We start from the raw sequence: 18,456 nt of genomic DNA, 5'->3' as shown, positions 1-18,456 counted from the left end.
ATGGCCGCGCCAGCCTCCCCCTCTTTTTCACCCCGGTTCGGCGTAGCCGCTGCGATGCTGGCCTTAACTGCCCTGAGCGGCTGCCAAGTGGGCGGCTATCGCGATAGCGTGCCACCAACCAGCGGTGTCCAACCGCTGAAAGGACTGGCCCAAAACGTATCCGTGCGACGCAATGCCCAAGGCATGCCACTGATCGAAAGCAGCAATTTCCACGATGCCCTGTTCGCCTTGGGTTATGTGCACGCGGGTGACCGCATTGGTCAGATGGTCAGCATGCGTTTGTTGGCGCAAGGCCGACTGACCGAAATAGCCGGCCCTGAGGTTCTGGAAGTCGACCGCTTGATGCGCGCGGCAAACCTGAAGAAGACTGCCAACCAGCTCTATGCCGATGCCTCGCCACGTCTTAAGCGCTTTTTCGAAGTCTATGCCCGTGGCGTCAACGCCTATATGTTCCGCTACCGCGACAAACTGCCAGCGCCACTGGCACAAACGGGATACCGTGCGGAGTATTGGAAACCTGAAGACTCGGCGCTGATCTTCTGTCTGTACAACTTCAGCCAGTCGGTCAATCTACAAGAAGAGCTGGCCGCCCTGACCTTGGCACAGAAGGTCGGCAACGACAAACTGCCGTGGCTGTTGCCAAGCTATCCTGACGAACCCCTGCCGACAGCCGAGGCCGACAAACTTAAAGGCCTCAACCTCGGTAGCCAACTGGCCTGGCTGGCGCCGCTCAATGCTGCCAGTGAACAATTGGCCGCGCTCAATTTGCTCGGAACTGCCGGCTCCAGCAATTGGGCCATAGCGCCACCACGCAGCCGTAGCGGCAAGAGCTTGCTGGCCAGCGACAACCTGGGTGCCTGGGCCATGACCCCGGTGCAGATCCGATCACCCAAGTACCAGGCCGCCGGGGTTTCGATTGCGGGCTTGCCGCTGCTGCTCGCGGGGTACAACGGTAAGCTGGCCTGGAGTGCCAGCGCCGTCATGGCCGACAATCAGGACCTGTATTTCGAACGGCTCAAGCGTGAAGGCAGCCGTCTGCTGTACCAGGCCGACGGCAAATGGCTCCCAGCCTTGGCGCGTAACGAAACCTTCTTCATCAGGGGCCAGCGCCCCCAGCGCGAGACCCTCTACGACACCCGCCACGGCACTTTGCTCGGACAAGCGCAGAACACAAGCCTGGGCTTGGCCTTGCAACTGCCCCAGCTCAAGGGTGACCAGAGCCTGGACGCCTTCTTCAACCTGTCGCGAGCGCAGAACGTCGAGCGGGCTTTCGATAACACCCGCGAAATCGGTGCAGCGGCCTTGAACTTCGTCTTCGCCGACGCAAGCAATATCGGCTGGCAGGTCAGCGGGCGTTTTCCCAACCGTCGCGAGGGTCAGGGGCTGCTGCCTTCACCGGGCTGGGATGGGCGCTATGACTGGGATGGCTATGCCGACCCCATGCTCCATCCTTACGATCAGGACCCGCAACAAGGTTGGCTGGGCAATGCCAATCAGCGCAGCGTCCCCAAAGGCTACGGGATGCAGCTTTCCAACAGCTGGTATTACCCTGAGCGCGCCGAACGCCTGGGACAACTGGCCGCCAATGGCAAGCACGACAGCCGCAGCCTGATCACCATGCAAAATGACCAGACCACGCTGTTTGCCGGCAAGCTCAAGCAAATGTTCGAAGCGCCAGGCATGGCCCAGCCCTTGAAAAAGGCAATCGATGCCTTACCAACTGATCAGCGCAGCAAGGCGCGCGAGGCCTACACCCGCTTGATGGCCTTCGACGGCAGGCTGAGCACCACCTCCGCGGACGCTGCGCTGTACGAACTGTTTCTGCAGGAAAGCGCGAAAGCGACCTTCCTCGATGAGCTCGGTCCGGAAAATTCGGCGACCTGGCAGGCCTTCGTCACCAACGCACGGTTGTCCTATTCAGCCCAGGCGGACCATTTGCTGGGTCGTGAAGACAGCCCGTTCTGGGATGACCTGCGCACGGCGAACAAAGAAGACAAACCGGCGATCCTTGCCCGCAGCCTAGCCGCGGCCATCAGCGCCGGCGAGACCCAACTGGGCGGCGACCGTCGCGCCTGGCAATGGGGCAAGCTGCACCAGTACCGCTGGCCTGCGCCAACCTTCCATGGCCTCGGTGACGCGATCAGCCGCAGCCCTCAGGCCACAGGTGGCGATCACAGTACCTTGAACCTGGCGCCATATGCCTGGGGCAGGGATTTCAATGCCCAGTTGCCCCCCTCCCTGCGCATGGTGGTGGACTTCGGCCAGAGCGAACCTTTGCAGTTGCAGAGCAGCAGCGGCCAGTCCGGCAACCCGGCCAGCCCACACATTGCCGATGGTCTGGATGCCTGGTTCAAGGGGCGTTACATGACCCTGCCGCTGCAATCGCAGAACTTCGATCGCGCCTACGGCAGCAAACGCCTGACCCTGGTACCGGGCAAATAACCTACCAATACCCGCAGCCGGTGCAATGCCGGCTGCGCTGATCCATATCAACTGCCCTTGCCAACAATTGCTTTACAACGAAACCAGGACAAGTTTCGTCCCCAGCACTGCCTGATGAACCATAAAAACGATTGCACACCTGCGTTCGAGCTCCCAAACCAGGTGACTAAAGGAATATGCAATGGCATCCGTACTCTCCCGTTTGGCCCTGTGCGCCACGACGCTCCTGCTGCTACCCGCCCTTCACGCCGCCGAGCCAGAAACCCCAGCGCCCGAGCCGCCTGACAACACGCTGCTCGAACGTGGCAAATACGTTGCTCAACTGGGCGACTGCATCGCTTGTCACACCGCCCCGGATGGCCCGCTCATGGCCGGCGGGCTACAACTACAGACGCCCATGGGCACAATTTATTCGAGCAACATCACCCCGGACCCAGAAACCGGGATCGGTCGCTACAGTTTCGAGCAGTTCGACAAAGCCATGCGTGAAGGAGTGAGTGCCGATGGCACCCATCTCTACCCGGCAATGCCCTACCCCTCCTATGCAAAAATGACCGAAGAGGATATGCGGGCGCTGTATGCCTACCTGATGCAGGCAGTAGCACCCATCAGTCAGGCCAACCAGGCCGCCGATATGAGCTGGCCGTTCAATATGCGCTGGGGGTTGGCGTTCTGGAATTGGGCCTTTGTCGACGACCAGCCGTTCGAGCCCGATCCTGACCGCTCGCCGCTCATCAATCGAGGCGCCTACCTGGTACAGGGCCTTGGCCACTGTGGCGCTTGCCATACACCGCGCGGCATTGCCTTCCAGGAAAAGGCCATGAGCGATTCAGGCAGCAGCGGCAAGCACTTCCTTGCCGGGGAAACCGTGGAGCACTGGCGAGCGCTGAGCCTGCGCAACTTGTGGACGGTGCCCGATACGGTGCAATTGCTCAAGACCGGACAAAACCGTTTCGCCACGGTTTCCGGAAACATGGCCGATGTGATTCACCACAGCACCCAACACTTCAGCGACGCGGACCTCACAGCCATTGCCAGCTACCTGAAGTCGTTGCCACCCGGTGAAAACGACTTGCCGATGCCAGCCGTCGCCCTGGCACCGACCTCCGCCCCCGCCGATCTGTTCAGCAGCCGTGGCGGGCTGGGTTACACCCAGTTCTGCAGCGATTGCCACCGTACCGACGGCGCTGGCGTGCCGGGCATGTTTCCGCCATTGGCGGGCAACCCGAGCATTGCCTCCAGCGACCCGACTTCGCTTTTGCACATCACGCTGACCGGCTGGAAAACTGCGCAGACCGCCACTCATTCGCGGGTCTATACCATGCCCGGGTTTGCCCGACTGTCGGATCAGGAGATCGCCGAGATCCTCAGTTTCGTACGCAATCGTTGGGGCAACCAAGGTTCTGCAGTTTCCCCGGAACAAGTGAAAAAGCTACGTGGCCAGCTCAATCCACAAACAACCGATTCAACAGCGTTCGAGACCCCGCGCTTGGCCGATCTGCTGGCTGCACCAAATGCCGACCAGGTTGTTCGTGGTATGCGACTACACCTGCAGACCAAGGAATTGCTGCCGGACAATGTCGGCAATGCACTGAACTGCACCAGTTGTCATCTCAACGCCGGCACCGTGGCTGACGGTTCGCCCTTTGTCGGGGTTTCCGCATTTTTCCCTGGCTATGCACCGCGGGCCGGAAAAATCATCACGCTGGAAGAACGCATCAACGGCTGCTTCCGACGCTCGATGAATGGCAAGCCAATTCCCCCGCAATCGGCCGATATGCAGGCCATGGTCGCCTATTTCGATTGGATGAAAAACAATACGCAACCCGGGGACAAGGTAGCTGGACGGGGGGTTGGCAAGATAGACCCGGCAATCAAGCCCGATCTGGCCAACGGCGAGCAGGTTTACGCCAAACAGTGCGCCGTGTGCCATGGCACCAACGGCGAGGGATTGGCGCGCGAAGATGGCAGCATGGTCTTTCCACCGCTCTGGGGTGAGCAGTCCTTCAACATCGGTGCCGGCATGGCGCGCACCTATACCGCCGCAGCCTTCGTCAAACGCAATATGCCCATCGGCTTTCATGAGCGCTTCCCGCTTGGCCAGGGAGGCTTGAGTGACCAGGAAGCAGTGGACGTTGCGGCGTGGTTCTCGCAGCAGCCGCGACCGGACTTCCCGGACAAGGTCAAAGATTGGCCAAACGGCGGCAAACCGGTCGACGCCAGGTACTGACGTTCTCGGCAGCAAGCCCCTCCAGTGGGGTGGGGCTTGTCCTGCGACAAGTGCCGAAGGCCTGCATGATCAGCAAGTTTATGCTTATATCATCATGCCGCCGGCGCTGACTGGCTCCTCCCGGACCGACTCACTAAGACTGACATGCACCACTCGACCCACGACATTCTGGCACCGGTTCCTGGTATCGCCCGCCAGATCCACAGCTTTCACTTCGGCCCCCGTGGTGCCGGCAAAATCTACATCCAAGCCTCGCTGCACGCTGATGAACTGCCGGGCATGCTGGTGGCCTGGCATCTCAAACAACGCTTGAGTGAGCTCGAATCCCAGGGCCTGCTGCAGCGTGAAATCGTTCTGGTGCCGATTGCCAATCCAGTGGGCCTGGAACAGGTATTGCTGGATGTACCACTGGGACGCTTCGAGTTGCAGAGTGGCGAGAACTTCAACCGCAACTTTGTCGATCTGAGCGACTCCATCGGTGATCAGATCGAAGCCCATCTGACTCAAGATCCTGAGCATAACGTTGCGTTGATTCGCGAATGCCTGCGCCGCCTACTGGACGCCCAGCCTGCGCATACACCGCTGCAATCGCAACGGTTGACGTTGCAGCGACTGGCTTGCGATGCAGAAATGGTGCTGGACTTACATTGCGATTTCGATGCAGTCGTCCATTTGTACACCACCCCGGAAGCCTGGCCGCAAGTCGAGCCGCTGTCGCGCTATCTAGGCGCCCAGGCCAGCCTGTTGGCTACCGACTCCGGCGGCCAGTCGTTCGACGAGTGTTTCACCCTGGTCTGGTGGCAACTGCAGCAACGCTTCGGCAAGCAATTCCCGATACCGCAGGGCAGCTTTTCAGTCACCGTCGAGTTGCGCGGCCAGGGGGATGTCAGCCACCCGCTGGCAGAGAAGGATTGCGCGGCGATTCTGGCCTATCTAAAGCGTTATGGGGCGATAGCCGGTGAGCCCACAAGCCTGCCAGGCCTGAGCTATGCCGCCACGCCACTGGCGGGGGTAGAGCCGGTAGCCACTCCACTAGGGGGATTGTTGGTGTTCCACGCACAACCTGGCCAGTACCTGGAGGCAGGACAGTTGATAGCGCAGGTCATCGACCCACTCAATGATCGGGTAACACCGGTACGCAATGTGCAGCCGGGACTGCTCTACGCCCGCTCTCTGCGCCGCATGGCGACCAGTGGCATGGTCATCGCCCATGTGGCGGGCAACCAGGCCTACCGCAGCGGTTACCTGTTATCGCCGTGACGTTTTGTTGGGCGCAGCGGACCTAGGCTACTGGCGCGGGAGGCGCTTCGTCTGGAAGCGTCGGCTCGCCCGGCTCCATTGGCTGATTTTCGCCGGGTTGCGGCTGGTCAGGCGTATCCGGATCGGGCTGGCCAGGCACACCGCCCGCTTGCACGCTATGCGGATGCGGATGGGCCAGCAGCGACCAGGCCATTACACCGATGTGATTTGGCTGCAACACGGCCAGCTTGGCACTGATGGTCGGGTCGAGTTTCATGGGCAACTCCTTGGCGTGATAACGCTCGCCAGGCCTGTTGCCTGGCGAAACAGTTCACCTAATAGGAGTCTGCCAGAGAAAAACAATTCCCTGATTTTATCGGATCAAGTGCGTGGCAGGGTGACACCGCGTTGCCCCTGGTACTTGCCGCCGCGATCCTTGTACGAGACTTCGCACTCTTCATCGGACTCCAGGAACAGCATCTGCGCCACACCCTCATTGGCGTAGATTTTCGCCGGCAAGGTCGTGGTGTTGGAGAACTCGAGTGTCACGTGACCTTCCCACTCGGGCTCGAGCGGGGTGACGTTGACGATGATCCCGCAACGGGCGTAAGTGCTCTTGCCCAGGCAGATAGTCAGCACATTACGTGGAATACGGAAGTACTCCACGGTGCGGGCCAAGGCAAAGGAGTTCGGCGGAATGATGCAGACGTCACTTTTGACGTCGACAAAGCTGCCGGCATCGAAATTTTTCGGATCGACGGTCGCCGAATTGATGTTGGTGAAGACCTTGAACTCGTCGGCGCAGCGCACATCGTAGCCGTAGCTGGAGACACCGAAGGAGATCAGGCGGTTGTCGCTCTCACCGCGCACCTGGCGCTCGACGAACGGCTCGATCATGCCGTGTTCCTGCGCCATGCGGCGAATCCACTTGTCCGATTTGATGCTCATGGCGGGTGTCCTGAAGTAACGAGGTGAAGAAATTCTGTGGCGCATCTTACCGGGCCTGGCGCCTGGTTCAAAGTTCCGTGCAGTGTCAGAGGTCGAATCCCCCGTGCGCTGGGGCTTTCAGCGGGGCGGACAGCACCGTCAGTCATGATTTGCGCGAAAGCTTAACAAGACCATTGGCACGTTCTGGAAAAAGGGTTAAGGTGACGCCACTGTGCTGCACGTGTCACTGAGAATATCTACCTGATGCAAGATCTCGATCAACCCATCTTCATGATTTTTCTGCCTCTTTGCACTCAGTCTCGACCAGGGCAATTCCTGAGTCGTAGTTAACTTCGTCCAAGGAGACAGACAATGTCCAATCGCCAAACCGGTACCGTTAAGTGGTTCAACGATGAAAAAGGCTTCGGCTTCATCACCCCACAATCCGGTGACGACCTGTTCGTACACTTCAAAGCCATCAAGGCTGACGGCTTCAAGAGCCTGAAAGAAGGCCAAGCGGTCTCTTTCATCGCTACCCGCGGTCAGAAAGGCATGCAGGCTGAAGAAGTAGAAGTTATCTAACTTCCGCTTTACAGCTTGAAAGAACCCCGCCCTTAACAGGCGGGGTTTTTTTATGCCTGCGATTCATCCTGTCGCCACATGGAATATTCACCCACTACGCCAGCGCGGCAGCCCATCACAGGCCACCGCCAGCACCCATTACAGCGCCCGGTACAATCTTATCAATCTTCGCTGATGGTGATGTTCGGCATCGCGGGTGCTGCGGCTTCCTGCAACACAATGCGCGCACCCACCTGACGAGCCAGCTCCTGGTAAACCATGGCGATCTGGCTTTCCGGCTCGGCAATGGCCGTCGGCTTGCCACTGTCGGCCTGCTCCCGAATCAGCATCGACAGCGGCAGCGAAGCCAGAAGCTCCACTCCATATTGCTCAGCCAGCTTCTCACCACCACCCTCACCAAACAGATGTTCGGCATGGCCACAATTGGAACAGATATGCACGGCCATGTTCTCGACCACACCCAACACCGGAATATTGACCTTGCGGAACATTTCCACGCCTTTCTTGGCATCGATCAGGGCGAGGTCTTGCGGGGTGGTAACGATCACCGAGCCTGCAACCGGAACCTTCTGCGCCAGCGTCAGCTGAATGTCACCGGTGCCTGGCGGCATGTCGATCACCAGATAATCGAGATTGTCCCAGGCTGTCTGCGTTACCAGTTGCAGCAATGCCCCAGAAACCATCGGCCCACGCCAGACCATCGGCGTGTTGTCGTCGGTCAGAAACGCCATGGACATAACTTCGACGCCATGAGCCTTGAGCGGAACAAACCACTTCTGGTCGCGGATCTGGGGACGGGTGCGCTCAGGAATGCCAAACATCACACCCTGGCTGGGGCCATAGATGTCGGCATCGAGGATACCCACCCGAGCCCCTTCGCGGGCCAGCGCCAGGGCGAGGTTGGCGGCGGTGGTGGACTTGCCCACCCCACCCTTGCCGGAGGCAACGGCAATGATGTTCTTGACGTTGGCCAGTCCCGGAATCTGCGCCTGGGCTTTATGCTCGGCAATCACACAGTTGATCTCAACCTGTGCCGAGACGACTCCGTCGATCCCTTCGATGGCGGTTTGCAGGACTTGCGCCCACCCGTTTTTGAACAGGCCGGCAGCATAGCCCAGTTGCAACTGGACATTGACCCGCTCACCCTGGATATCGATCGCTTGCACACAGCCGGCACTGACCGGGTCCTGGTTCAAATAAGGATCGGTGTATTGGCGAAGAACGGCTTCGACGGCTGCGCGAGTGACGGCACTCATGGAGACTCCCGTTATAAAGACTGAGTAAAACAGACCGCTATGCTAACCCGCTAAACATCTACAGATACGTCCATGGGGTGAAATAAATTTCCCGGCGTTTTATAGTGGCCGATCACCGTTTCATCTCAAGTAGCCAAAAAAGTAGCCGAGCCCCATGTCCGAGCAACGTAAGATTCTCGTAACCAGCGCCCTACCCTATGCCAACGGGTCGATCCACCTTGGTCACATGCTCGAGTACATCCAGACAGACATGTGGGTGCGCTTCCAGAAGCACCGTGGCAACCAGTGCACTTATGTCTGCGCCGACGATGCGCATGGTTCTGCAATCATGCTGCGTGCTGAAAAGGAAGGGATTACTCCTGAGCAATTGATTGCGGCCGTCCAGGCTGAGCACGCCGGGGACTTTGCCGACTTCCTGGTGGATTTCGACAACTTCCATTCGACCCACGCCGAAGAAAACCGCGAACTGTCGAACCAGATCTACCTCAAGCTGCGTGATGCCGGGCACATCGCTACTCGGTCGATTACTCAGTACTTCGACCCGGACAAGAAAATGTTCCTGGCCGACCGTTTCATCAAGGGTACCTGCCCCAAGTGCGCCACTGAAGACCAGTACGGCGACAACTGTGAAAAATGCGGTGCCACCTATGCCCCGACCGAACTGAAGAACCCCAAGTCGGCCATCTCCGGTGCCACTCCGGTTCTCAAGGATTCCCAGCACTTCTTCTTCAAGCTACCCGATTTCCAGGCAATGCTCGAACAGTGGACTCGCAGCGGTACGCTGCAAGACGCTGTCGCCAACAAGATCGCCGAGTGGCTGGATGCCGGCCTGCAGGAATGGGATATCTCCCGTGACGCGCCCTATTTCGGTTTTGAAATTCCGGGCGAGCCAGGCAAATACTTCTATGTATGGCTGGATGCCCCCATCGGCTACATGGCCAGCTTCAAGAACCTTTGCGCCCGTCGTCCAGAGCTGGACTTCGATGCGTACTGGAACAAGGACTCTACCGCCGAGCTGTACCATTTCATCGGCAAGGACATCGTCAATTTCCACGCGTTGTTCTGGCCCGCCATGCTCGAAGGTGCAGGGTTGCGTAAGCCGACCGGGATCAACGTGCACGGCTACCTGACCGTCAACGGCTCAAAAATGTCCAAATCCCGCGGCACCTTCATCAAGGCCCGTACCTACCTGGATCACCTGGCACCGGAATACCTGCGTTACTACTACGCCTCCAAGCTGGGCCGTGGCGTCGATGACCTGGACCTGAACCTCGAAGACTTCGTGCAGAAGGTCAACTCCGACCTGGTCGGCAAAGTCGTCAACATTGCCAGCCGTTGCGCAGGGTTCATTCAAAAGGGTAATGATGGCGTGATGGTCGAGGGCGATGCCGCGCCTGAGCTCACCGAAGCCTTCCTGGCCGCAGCGCCAAGCATTGCCGAGGCTTATGAAGCACGCGATTTCGCTCGCGCCATGCGCGAAATCATGGGTCTGGCTGACCGCGCCAACGCCTGGATCGCTGACAAGGCACCGTGGTCGCTGGCCAAGCAGGAAGGCAAGCAGGACGAAGTTCAGGCCATCTGCGCCCAGGGCATCAACCTGTTCCGCCAACTGGTCATCTTCCTCAAGCCGGTATTGCCAGTGCTGGCTGCCGATGCAGAGGCGTTTCTCAACGTTGCCCCGCTGACCTGGGACGACCACCTGACGCGCCTGGACAACCATCAGTTGAATCCATTCAAAGCGCTGATGAGCCGTATCGACCCAGCCAAGGTAGAAGCCATGACTGCCGCCAGCAAGGAAGACCTGGCCGCCAGCCAGACATCCGTAGCGACTGGCAACGGCGAACTGAGCAAAGACCCGTTGTCGGCAGAGATCGACTTCGACACCTTCGCTGCAGTCGACCTGCGCGTGGCCCTGATCCTCAAGGCTGAAGCCGTCGAAGGTGCCGACAAGCTCTTGCGCCTGACCCTGGACATCGGTGACGAACAACGCAACGTCTTCTCGGGCATCAAGTCGGCCTATCCAGACCCCGCCAAGCTCGAAGGGCGCTTGACCATGATGATCGCCAACCTCAAGCCGCGCAAAATGCGTTTTGGCGTTTCCGAAGGCATGGTCATGGCTGCAGGCCCTGGCGGCGAAGAAATCTACCTGCTCAGCCCTGATAGCGGTGCCAAGCCGGGCCAGCGCATCAAGTAAGCAAGTCCCCCAGCCCCGGACGAATAAGTCCGGGGCGTTCTATTCCTCGCGTCATTGCCGGATAATGGCGAACAGCCCCCGGCATTGTGCATCTCCATGAGCGAATTCATTCTGGCCCTGATCAGCGCCGCGCTGGTCAACAACCTGATCCTGCATCAGGGACTGGCCATCGACCCTGCGCTTCGATTATCGGCTGACCAATCGCGTCGTCGACTCCACGCCCTGGGACTGGCCACGCTGGTGTTGCTGGTACTTACCAGCAATATTGGGCAACTGCTGTATCGCTACGTCCTGCAACCCTTGCAGTTGGGTTACCTTCACGTTTTCATCCTGCTCCCCCTTTGCGTACTGCTGATCGAGCCTCTGCTGGCCGGACTGTCCCGCACACTGCCGAAACTACCCTTCAGGGGACTAATGCCGCTACTGCTGGGCAATGTGGCACTGCTAGGCTTGGGCCTGCAGTTGATCCAAGGCGACTATGGCGCGCTGCAGACCCTCGCTTGGAGCCTGGGTGGTGGGCTGGGATTCTGGCTAGCCTTGAGTTTGTTCGCCGACCTGCGTGAACGCAGTGACAACGACTCCATTGCACCAAGCTTTCGCGGCCTGCCGGTGGAGCTGATCGGAGCGGGCGTAATGGCCTTGGCGTTTCTCGGTTTCAACGGATTATTTACCTCATGAGTCTGATTCAACGCATCGACGCCTTACTCCCGCAGACCCAATGCGGCAAGTGTGGCCATCCTGGGTGCCTGCCTTATGCACAGGGCATGGCCGAGGGCGAGGCGATCAACAAGTGTCCGCCTGGTGGCAGCGAAACCATTGCCGCGTTAGCCAAGCTTCTTCAGGTGCCGATCACCGCTCTGGATCCTGAACGCGGCAGTGCCCCGCCCCAGGTCGCCTATATCCGCGAGGCGGAATGCATCGGTTGCACCAAATGCATACAGGCCTGCCCAGTAGACGCCATTGTCGGTGCAGCAAAGTTGATGCACACCGTTATCCGCACCGAGTGCACCGGCTGCGACTTGTGCGTGGCTCCCTGCCCGGTTGACTGCATCGACCTGCTTCCCTTGAGCATAGACAGCGGCATCATCGCGGTTGTCGGCGGCATGGCTCACGACCCTCAGGCGCTGGCGGCACGCAACAGCAAGCGTAACCACGCCCGGCGCCGCTTTGAGCTGCGCAACAGTCGCTTGCAAGGCGAAGAAGAACGAAAACAAGCCGAGCGCGCCGCTCGCACTCGACCTGCCGCCCCCAGCACCAGCGCTGCACAGAACAGCACCAGCGATGACCCGATCAAAGCAGCCATCGAACGTGTCAAGGCGCAGAAAGCCGCCGCTGCTGATGCGGCGTTGAAAAAAGCCAAGATTGCGGCGGCAATGAGCCGAGCGCAGTTGAACAAGGCCAGAACTGCCTTCGGTGAGGCGCCGAGCGAAGCACAATTGACCCAATTAACGGAGTTGGAGCTGGAGGCCGAACAAGCCCAGGCGACATTAATGGCTTTGCTGGCGGTTACCTCCCATGCCAGTCACTGATATCAGCGAGCGCCTGCGCAGCACCATGATGCTGGTGCTGCTGGCATGCCTGCCCGGGGTGCTGACGCTGCTTTGGCAGCATGGCTGGGGCACGCTGTTCAATTTGATCCTGTGTACAGCCAGTGCACTCGCCAGCGAAGCATTGCTGCTGAAGCTGCAACAGCGACCGGTGCTGATCGCGCTCAACGACGGTAGCGCATTGGTCAGCGCGACCCTGCTTGCAGTCGCCTTGCCCGCATACGCCCCCTGGTGGGTGCCGGTCGTCGCTAGTGCCAGTGCCATTGCCCTGGGCAAACATCTGTACGGCGGCGTCGGCAAGAACCCCTTCAACCCCGCCATGCTCGGCTATGCAGTGGTGCTACTGACCTTTCCTCAACACATGACCCAATGGCCGGGCGCGCAGTTGCTCGACGCAGCGACAAGCCTGCAGCATGTATTCGGCCTGAGCGGCAACGCACAAGCCGATGCCTGGAGCCAAGCCACGATACTTGATGGCTTGCGCAACAATCGCAGCCTGACCATGGACGAACTGTTCAACAGCCACGCAGGATTCGGCCAACTAGGCGGCAGAGGCAGCGAATGGGTCAACCTTGCCTTTTTGCTTGGGGGCTTGCTGTTGCTGCAACGCAAGGTCTTCAGCTGGCAGGCCCCAGTGGGCTTGCTGGCAAGTCTATTTATTGTCAGTCTGCTTTGCTGGAACGGAACAGGCTCGGACTCCAATGGATCTCCGCTGCTCCACCTGTTCAGCGGCTCGACCATGCTCGCGGCGTTTTTTATCGCCACCGAACCGGTTTCCGGACCCAGGTCCCCGCAAGCCCGCCTGCTGTTTGGTATTGGCATGGGGATTCTGATCTATTTGATTCGCACCTGGGGTAGTTACCCAGACGGCACGGCGTTCGCGGTGCTATTGATGAACCTGTGTGTACCGGCACTTGAGCGCTGGGCCGATCGGCGCAATGCGGTGACCCCGTGAACAGTTCTTCGATTCGTACAGCCGCGATGCTGGCGCTGGTTGCTGCAGCAAGCCTTGGCAGCAGCATGCTCTGGCAACACTTCAGCGCATCCGATGTAAGCAAAGCCGAACAGAAACTCAAAGCGCAAACCTGGCTCAGTGTTCTGCCAGAGGAAACCTACGACAACCAGCCTTTGCAGCTCCCACTGGTATTGAGTAGCCCCTCCCTGGAGCACAGCCAGCTATTGGCAGGCTATCGTGCCACGCTTGGCGCAAAGCTCAGCGCCGTGGTACTGCACAGCCAGGTCCAAGGTTACGCCGGCAAACTCGAGTTGTTGATCGCTATCGATCCTCAGGGACGTCTTATTGCCAGCAAGGTAATTCGCCAGCAGGAAACCCCTGGTCTTGGCGGTAAGTTGGTCGAACCGGGCAACCAATGGCTACAAGGCTTCAACGGTGCCAATCGCCATAGCACTGCCGACGCCGCATGGGCACTCAAACGCGACCATGGGCAATTCGATCAGTTGGCAGGTGCTACGGTGACCTCACGTGCAGTGATTCACGCAATTCATGACGCCCTACGCTACTTCGACGAACATCGTCCGCAGTTGCTGGAGGAAGGGCGCGATGAGTAAACATTGGTTGACCGCGGTGAGCCTGGCACCGTTGCTGGGCGCCACGCAGACGCTGCTCAACGCCTGCGCGATCGCAGGCCTGAGTGTATTGCTGATCGCCTTGCATCAAGTAGCCATGGGTGCGTTGCGACGCGCGCTAAAAGACCGCAGCAGATTGCTGGCGAGCGTGTTGTTGGCAGCCACACTCGTTACCTGCCTGGACCTGAGCCTGCGTGCCTGGGCCTTGCCTTTACACCAGGCATTGACCCCCTATCCAATGTTGATCGCCGTACAATGCCTGGTATTCGAGCACGCGCGCACCGACAGACAGCACTGGCGGCAAACGGCCAGGTTGCTCGGTGGATTCATCCTCCTCTGTACAGCCCTGGGAGCTACTCGGGAGTTGGCTGGATGGGCTGGATTACGTCTGGCGACGCTGCTACCCGGTGCACTTTTTCTGTTGGGCTTGTTACTGGCCCTGTACAACAGGGCTTGCCTGTCGCGAGCCCCCTTACGTCGTCAAGGAAAGCGTTGACCCCATGAATGCTGCCAAACGCCTGGAAATATTTCGCAGGCTGCATGAAGACAACCCGGAACCCAAGACAGAGCTGGCCTATTCCTCACCCTTCGAGTTGCTGATTGCAGTGATTCTTTCAGCCCAGGCTACCGATGTCAGTGTGAACAAGGCGACGGCCAAGCTCTATCCAGTGGCCAACACCCCGGAGGCTATTTATGCCCTGGGTGTCGATGGGCTTTCGCAGTACATCAAGACCATCGGCCTGTACAACAGTAAGGCTCGCAATGTAATCGAGACCTGTCGCTTGCTGGTGGAACAACACGGCAGCCAGGTGCCGCAAACCCGCGAGGCACTTGAAGCGTTACCCGGGGTCGGTCGCAAGACCGCCAACGTAGTGCTCAACACCGCATTCAGGCAACTGGCGATGGCGGTGGACACGCACATCTTCCGCGTCAGTAACCGCACCGGCATTGCGCCAGGCAAGACCGTGCTTGAGGTTGAGAAGGCGCTGATGAAATTTGTGCCTAAAGCTTACCTGCTCGATGCTCATCACTGGTTGATTCTGCACGGACGCTACGTATGCCTGGCGCGCAAGCCCCGCTGTGGCAGTTGCCGAATAGAAGATCTGTGTGAATACAAGCAGAAAACCTCCGACGATTGAGGCGATAGTGAGAATGGTGCTCACTCGATTGAAAAAATCTTTTTTACCCGCTCATGAAATCTCGCTATAAGGTGCGCAAATGGCCTTTAGGCTTGGAGTGACATATGAGCACCGTTAAAGAAGACCTGGATGTAGATGAAGAAGTCTCTTCTGTTGAGTCAGACGATGTGGAACCGACTGTCGAAGTAGCGAAAATCAACCTCAGCAAGCGCCGTACCATTGATAACCTGCTGGAAGAACGTCGCCTGCAGAAACAGTTGGCTGATTATGATTTTGACCTCTAACGATCCGATATTAAATTGCCATTAACTCCAGGCAGTTCAACAGTAGATGCTGCGACAAAGCCTCCTTCATGGAGGCTTTGTCACGCTTGATACCGTCAAAGCAAGCCGTTGCGCTGTGCCAACTCGATCAGATCAACCAGTGATCGTGCGTTTAGTTTCAGCAGCAGGCGAGTCTTGTAGGTGCTGACTGTCTTGTTGCTCAAGAACATGCCATCTGCAATTTCCTTGTTCGTCTTACCTCGCGCCAGTTGCTGCAGCACCATCATTTCTCGCCCAGACAGGCGCTCGACCATGTCTGCCTCACTCGCCCCTCCCAGGTTGGTGCGCACCGAATGCAAGGCCTGGTTCGGAAAGTAGCTATAGCCAGAGAGCACCGCCTTGATTGCACTGAGCAGCTCAGTCAGGTCCTGCTGCTTGCAGACGTAACCAGCAGCACCTGCCTGCATGCAGCGCATCGAAAAATGTCCTGGCGCCTGTGAGGTCAGTACCAGAACTTTGGCTCCCGGGCAGGTGATGGTAAGTCGGGCAATGACTTCAAGTCCGTCAAGCTTGGGAATACCGATATCAAGAATGACAATATCCGGATCATGTTCCCGTGCCAGCTGTAATGCGTCCACGCCATTATCCGTCTCCGCGATGACTTCATAACCATGCCGTTCCATCAGCATACGTACCGCCAGGCGAATGACCGGATGATCATCCACGATCAGCACTTTATTCATGGGCAGATCCAATTGTTCGCTATTCGATTTTTTTTGAGCTCGCACAATAGCCTAGTCACAAGACATATTGTATTGCGACACCCGCGAGCAAATGCACACAAAGATAAAACCTACGCCTAATGAGGATTAGTCCTACAAAATACTTAAACCTAGGCACTCGATGCTTTTCCAGCAGTGCCTCTTGGAGATACAAAAGCAAACGTCACAGCTCAAAATAGCACTTGGACAAGTAAATATCTTCGGTCTCAAACCCTTTAGACGTGCAGGAAATTTCCTTTAAATTGGATCGATATGTTCCGCACACTTCAAGTAAAAGAAAAGCCGGGCAATAAGTACCCACCCAGAAACCCGACCGAGTGCCAGGCCGCTTAACTTCCCGAAAACATACAACTCGACTGGAAATGCCAAGGACGAGGAAAGCACTATGAGCAATGCCGAGCCTAGAAGCCCATTGACCATCATTGCAATATTCGCCGGAATTATCGAAGCATCGGCACTTGCCTCATTACCTTTTCTGAGTGAAGAAAGCCAAACGACCTACACCTGGTTTCTAGTGGGCTTCCCATTTTTTCTTACTGTTCTTTTCTTTCTAACGCTGAACTTCAACTACAAATCCCTCTACTTGCCTTCCAATACCGATGCCGGGCCTTCCCTCCCACCCCATCTCTCAACAGATTCTGCTTTGGCCATAGATGCATCGATAGGCGACCCGATCGTGCCGTCGATGCAAGTGCAAATGGATGAGATATCTAATGAGGCCCAGGAAGATGCCGATACACAATTTGTTCGACGGAGCGAAAAATCACCGCAATGTGTACAGGCACGGGTAACCATTACCTTGAGTGGAGCGCGGGCCAATCAACTGTTCGAACACTTTGCGACCCACGCACTTAAACAGGTGCAATTTCAAGGCAGCACATGGACGCTCTACAACATGGAAACAGGAACTCGCACAACCCTTACAACTCAATCATTCGACAGATAAAAAAAAACCCCGGGCATGCCCGGGGTTTTCTTTCAAATAGCCATTCAGATTAACGAACGGCCTTTGTTTGCAGCAATACGCATGCGCAACGCGTTGAGCTTGATGAAGCCTGCCGCATCTGCCTGATTGTAAGCGCCACCGTCTTCTTCGAAGGTTGCGATATTGGCATCGAACAGGGAGTCGTCAGACTGACGGCCAGTGACAATCACGTTGCCCTTGTACAGCTTCAGGCGAACAACACCATTCACGTTTACCTGGGAAGCGTCGATCATCTGTTGCAGCATCAGACGCTCCGGGCTCCACCAGTAGCCGGTGTAGATCAGGCTGGCATACTTGACCATCAGTTCGTCTTTCAAGTGAGCGACTTCACGGTCCAGGGTAATCGACTCGATTGCCCGGTGCGCGCGCAGCATGATGGTGCCGCCTGGGGTTTCGTAGCAGCCACGGGACTTCATGCCGACATAGCGGTTCTCGACGATGTCCAGACGACCGATACCGTTTTCGCCACCAATGCGGTTTAGCGTAGCAAGCACAGTGGCTGGCGTCATTTCAACGCCATCGAGGGCGACGATGTCACCGTTGCGGTAGGTCAGTTCGATATAGGTAGGAACGTCAGGCGCGGCTTCCGGCGACTTGGTCCACTTCCACATGTCTTCTTCGTGTTCGGTCCAGGTATCCTCCAGCACGCCACCCTCGTAGGAGATGTGCAGCAGGTTGGCGTCCATCGAATAAGGCGATTTCTTCTTGCCGTGACGCTCGATTGGAATGCCGTGCTTCTCGGCATAATCCATGAGCTTCTCGCGGGACAGCAGGTCCCACTCACGCCAAGGAGCGATGACTTTAACGCCTGGCTTGAGTGCATAGGCGCCCAGTTCGAAACGTACCTGGTCATTACCTTTGCCGGTAGCACCATGGGAGATGGCATCGGCGCCGGTTTCGTTGGCGATTTCGATCAGGCGCTTGGCGATCAGCGGACGAGCGATGGAGGTACCCAGCAGGTACTCTCCTTCGTAAACGGTGTTGGCACGAAACATCGGGTATACGAAGTCACGCACAAACTCTTCGCGCAGGTCATCGATGTAGATTTCTTTCACGCCCATCGCCTGAGCCTTGGCGCGGGCCGGTTCGACCTCCTCGCCCTGCCCCAGGTCGGCAGTGAAAGTCACCACTTCACAGTTGTAGGTATCCTGCAGCCACTTGAGAATCACCGAAGTATCAAGGCCGCCGGAATACGCCAGTACGACCTTTTTTACGTCCGCCATGCCATCACTCCACGGGGTTGTACGGAAAACCGTCGATTCTACCGACCTTGCAGAATAATT

Annotated in this window: 17 protein-coding genes and 1 pseudogene; 13 read left to right on the top strand and 5 right to left on the bottom strand. The window is 57.9% G+C overall.

Features of this window, described 5'->3' with window-relative positions:
• From D3Z90_RS06090 to D3Z90_RS06080, 3 genes are all read left to right on the top strand, one after another.
• Nucleotides 1–2,442 (top strand): penicillin acylase family protein, encoded by a 2,442-nt coding sequence (locus tag D3Z90_RS06090; RefSeq protein WP_136474890.1) that lies wholly within the window; start codon nt 1–3, stop codon nt 2,440–2,442.
• Nucleotides 2,443–2,623: 181 nt separating this feature from the next.
• On the top strand, nt 2,624–4,672 hold the full coding sequence (locus D3Z90_RS06085) for a c-type cytochrome (protein WP_136474889.1): 2,049 nt from the start codon (nt 2,624–2,626) through the stop codon (nt 4,670–4,672).
• Nucleotides 4,673–4,816: 144 nt separating this feature from the next.
• Nucleotides 4,817–5,932 (top strand): succinylglutamate desuccinylase/aspartoacylase family protein, encoded by a 1,116-nt coding sequence (locus tag D3Z90_RS06080; RefSeq protein WP_136474888.1) that lies wholly within the window; start codon nt 4,817–4,819, stop codon nt 5,930–5,932.
• 22 nt (nt 5,933–5,954) lie between these two features.
• Here D3Z90_RS06080 and D3Z90_RS06075 read toward each other — a convergent pair whose 3' ends face one another.
• Nucleotides 5,955–6,188, bottom strand: coding sequence for a hypothetical protein (locus D3Z90_RS06075; protein WP_136474887.1), 234 nt, complete (start codon nt 6,186–6,188; stop codon nt 5,955–5,957).
• Between the two features lie 104 nt (nt 6,189–6,292).
• Nucleotides 6,293–6,859, bottom strand: a complete 567-nt coding sequence (gene dcd / locus D3Z90_RS06070; RefSeq protein ID WP_028943496.1) for a dCTP deaminase — start codon at nt 6,857–6,859, stop codon at nt 6,293–6,295.
• Nucleotides 6,860–7,210: 351 nt separating this feature from the next.
• Here dcd and D3Z90_RS06065 point away from each other — a divergent pair, with 351 nt between their 5' ends.
• On the top strand, nt 7,211–7,420 hold the full coding sequence (locus D3Z90_RS06065) for a cold-shock protein (RefSeq protein WP_010221054.1): 210 nt from the start codon (nt 7,211–7,213) through the stop codon (nt 7,418–7,420).
• A gap of 161 nt (nt 7,421–7,581) precedes the next feature.
• On the opposite strand, the gene apbC is transcribed toward D3Z90_RS06065, so the two are convergent.
• Complete coding sequence (gene apbC, locus D3Z90_RS06060; RefSeq protein ID WP_136474886.1) at nt 7,582–8,676, bottom strand: iron-sulfur cluster carrier protein ApbC; 1,095 nt, start codon at nt 8,674–8,676, stop codon at nt 7,582–7,584.
• A 154-nt stretch (nt 8,677–8,830) separates the two neighbouring features.
• On the opposite strand from apbC, the gene metG reads away from it, so the two are divergent.
• From metG to D3Z90_RS06020, 8 genes and pseudogenes are all read left to right on the top strand, one after another.
• Nucleotides 8,831–10,870, top strand: coding sequence for a methionine--tRNA ligase (metG, locus tag D3Z90_RS06055; protein ID WP_136474885.1), 2,040 nt, complete (start codon nt 8,831–8,833; stop codon nt 10,868–10,870).
• A 96-nt stretch (nt 10,871–10,966) separates the two neighbouring features.
• The gene (locus tag D3Z90_RS06050; protein ID WP_136474884.1) at nt 10,967–11,548 is read left to right on the top strand and encodes an Rnf-Nqr domain containing protein; all 582 of its coding nucleotides are present in this window, start codon (nt 10,967–10,969) and stop codon (nt 11,546–11,548) included.
• A pseudogene (gene rsxB / locus D3Z90_RS06045) lies at nt 11,545–12,369 on the top strand (electron transport complex subunit RsxB); the annotation flags it as partial. The gene D3Z90_RS06050 and the pseudogene rsxB, both read left to right, overlap by 4 nt.
• A 16-nt stretch (nt 12,370–12,385) precedes the next feature.
• The gene (locus D3Z90_RS06040; RefSeq protein ID WP_136474882.1) at nt 12,386–13,372 is read left to right on the top strand and encodes an RnfABCDGE type electron transport complex subunit D; all 987 of its coding nucleotides are present in this window, start codon (nt 12,386–12,388) and stop codon (nt 13,370–13,372) included.
• 26 nt (nt 13,373–13,398) lie between these two features.
• On the top strand, nt 13,399–13,986 hold the full coding sequence (locus D3Z90_RS06035) for an RnfABCDGE type electron transport complex subunit G (RefSeq protein ID WP_136478884.1): 588 nt from the start codon (nt 13,399–13,401) through the stop codon (nt 13,984–13,986).
• Nucleotides 13,979–14,500: an Rnf-Nqr domain containing protein gene (locus tag D3Z90_RS06030; RefSeq protein ID WP_136474881.1), complete on the top strand. Its 522-nt coding sequence runs from the start codon at nt 13,979–13,981 to the stop codon at nt 14,498–14,500. Before D3Z90_RS06035 ends, D3Z90_RS06030 begins: the two co-directional genes overlap by 8 nt.
• Before the next feature lie 4 nt (nt 14,501–14,504).
• Nucleotides 14,505–15,143, top strand: coding sequence for an endonuclease III (gene nth / locus D3Z90_RS06025; protein ID WP_136474880.1), 639 nt, complete (start codon nt 14,505–14,507; stop codon nt 15,141–15,143).
• 104 nt (nt 15,144–15,247) lie between these two features.
• On the top strand, nt 15,248–15,427 hold the full coding sequence (locus D3Z90_RS06020; protein ID WP_136474879.1) for a PA3496 family putative envelope integrity protein: 180 nt from the start codon (nt 15,248–15,250) through the stop codon (nt 15,425–15,427).
• A gap of 95 nt (nt 15,428–15,522) precedes the next feature.
• On the opposite strand, the gene D3Z90_RS06015 is transcribed toward D3Z90_RS06020, so the two are convergent.
• Nucleotides 15,523–16,149 (bottom strand): response regulator transcription factor, encoded by a 627-nt coding sequence (locus tag D3Z90_RS06015; RefSeq protein ID WP_136474878.1) that lies wholly within the window; start codon nt 16,147–16,149, stop codon nt 15,523–15,525.
• 424 nt (nt 16,150–16,573) lie between these two features.
• On the opposite strand from D3Z90_RS06015, the gene D3Z90_RS27290 reads away from it, so the two are divergent.
• Nucleotides 16,574–17,134, top strand: coding sequence for a hypothetical protein (locus D3Z90_RS27290; RefSeq protein ID WP_371922254.1), 561 nt, complete (start codon nt 16,574–16,576; stop codon nt 17,132–17,134).
• Nucleotides 17,135–17,178: 44 nt separating this feature from the next.
• Here the strand turns inward: D3Z90_RS27290 and D3Z90_RS06005 are convergent, their stop codons facing one another.
• The gene (locus D3Z90_RS06005; RefSeq protein WP_136474877.1) at nt 17,179–18,396 is read right to left on the bottom strand and encodes an argininosuccinate synthase; all 1,218 of its coding nucleotides are present in this window, start codon (nt 18,394–18,396) and stop codon (nt 17,179–17,181) included.
• Nucleotides 18,397–18,456 lie beyond the last annotated feature (60 nt).

The organism is Pseudomonas sp. DG56-2 (genome assembly GCF_004803755.1).
In the GTDB taxonomy this organism is placed as follows: Bacteria; Pseudomonadota; Gammaproteobacteria; order Pseudomonadales; family Pseudomonadaceae; genus Aquipseudomonas; species Aquipseudomonas auratipiscis.
The sequence above is the reverse complement of the archived record's forward strand: the minus strand, read 5'-3'. Positions and strand labels throughout refer to the sequence as shown.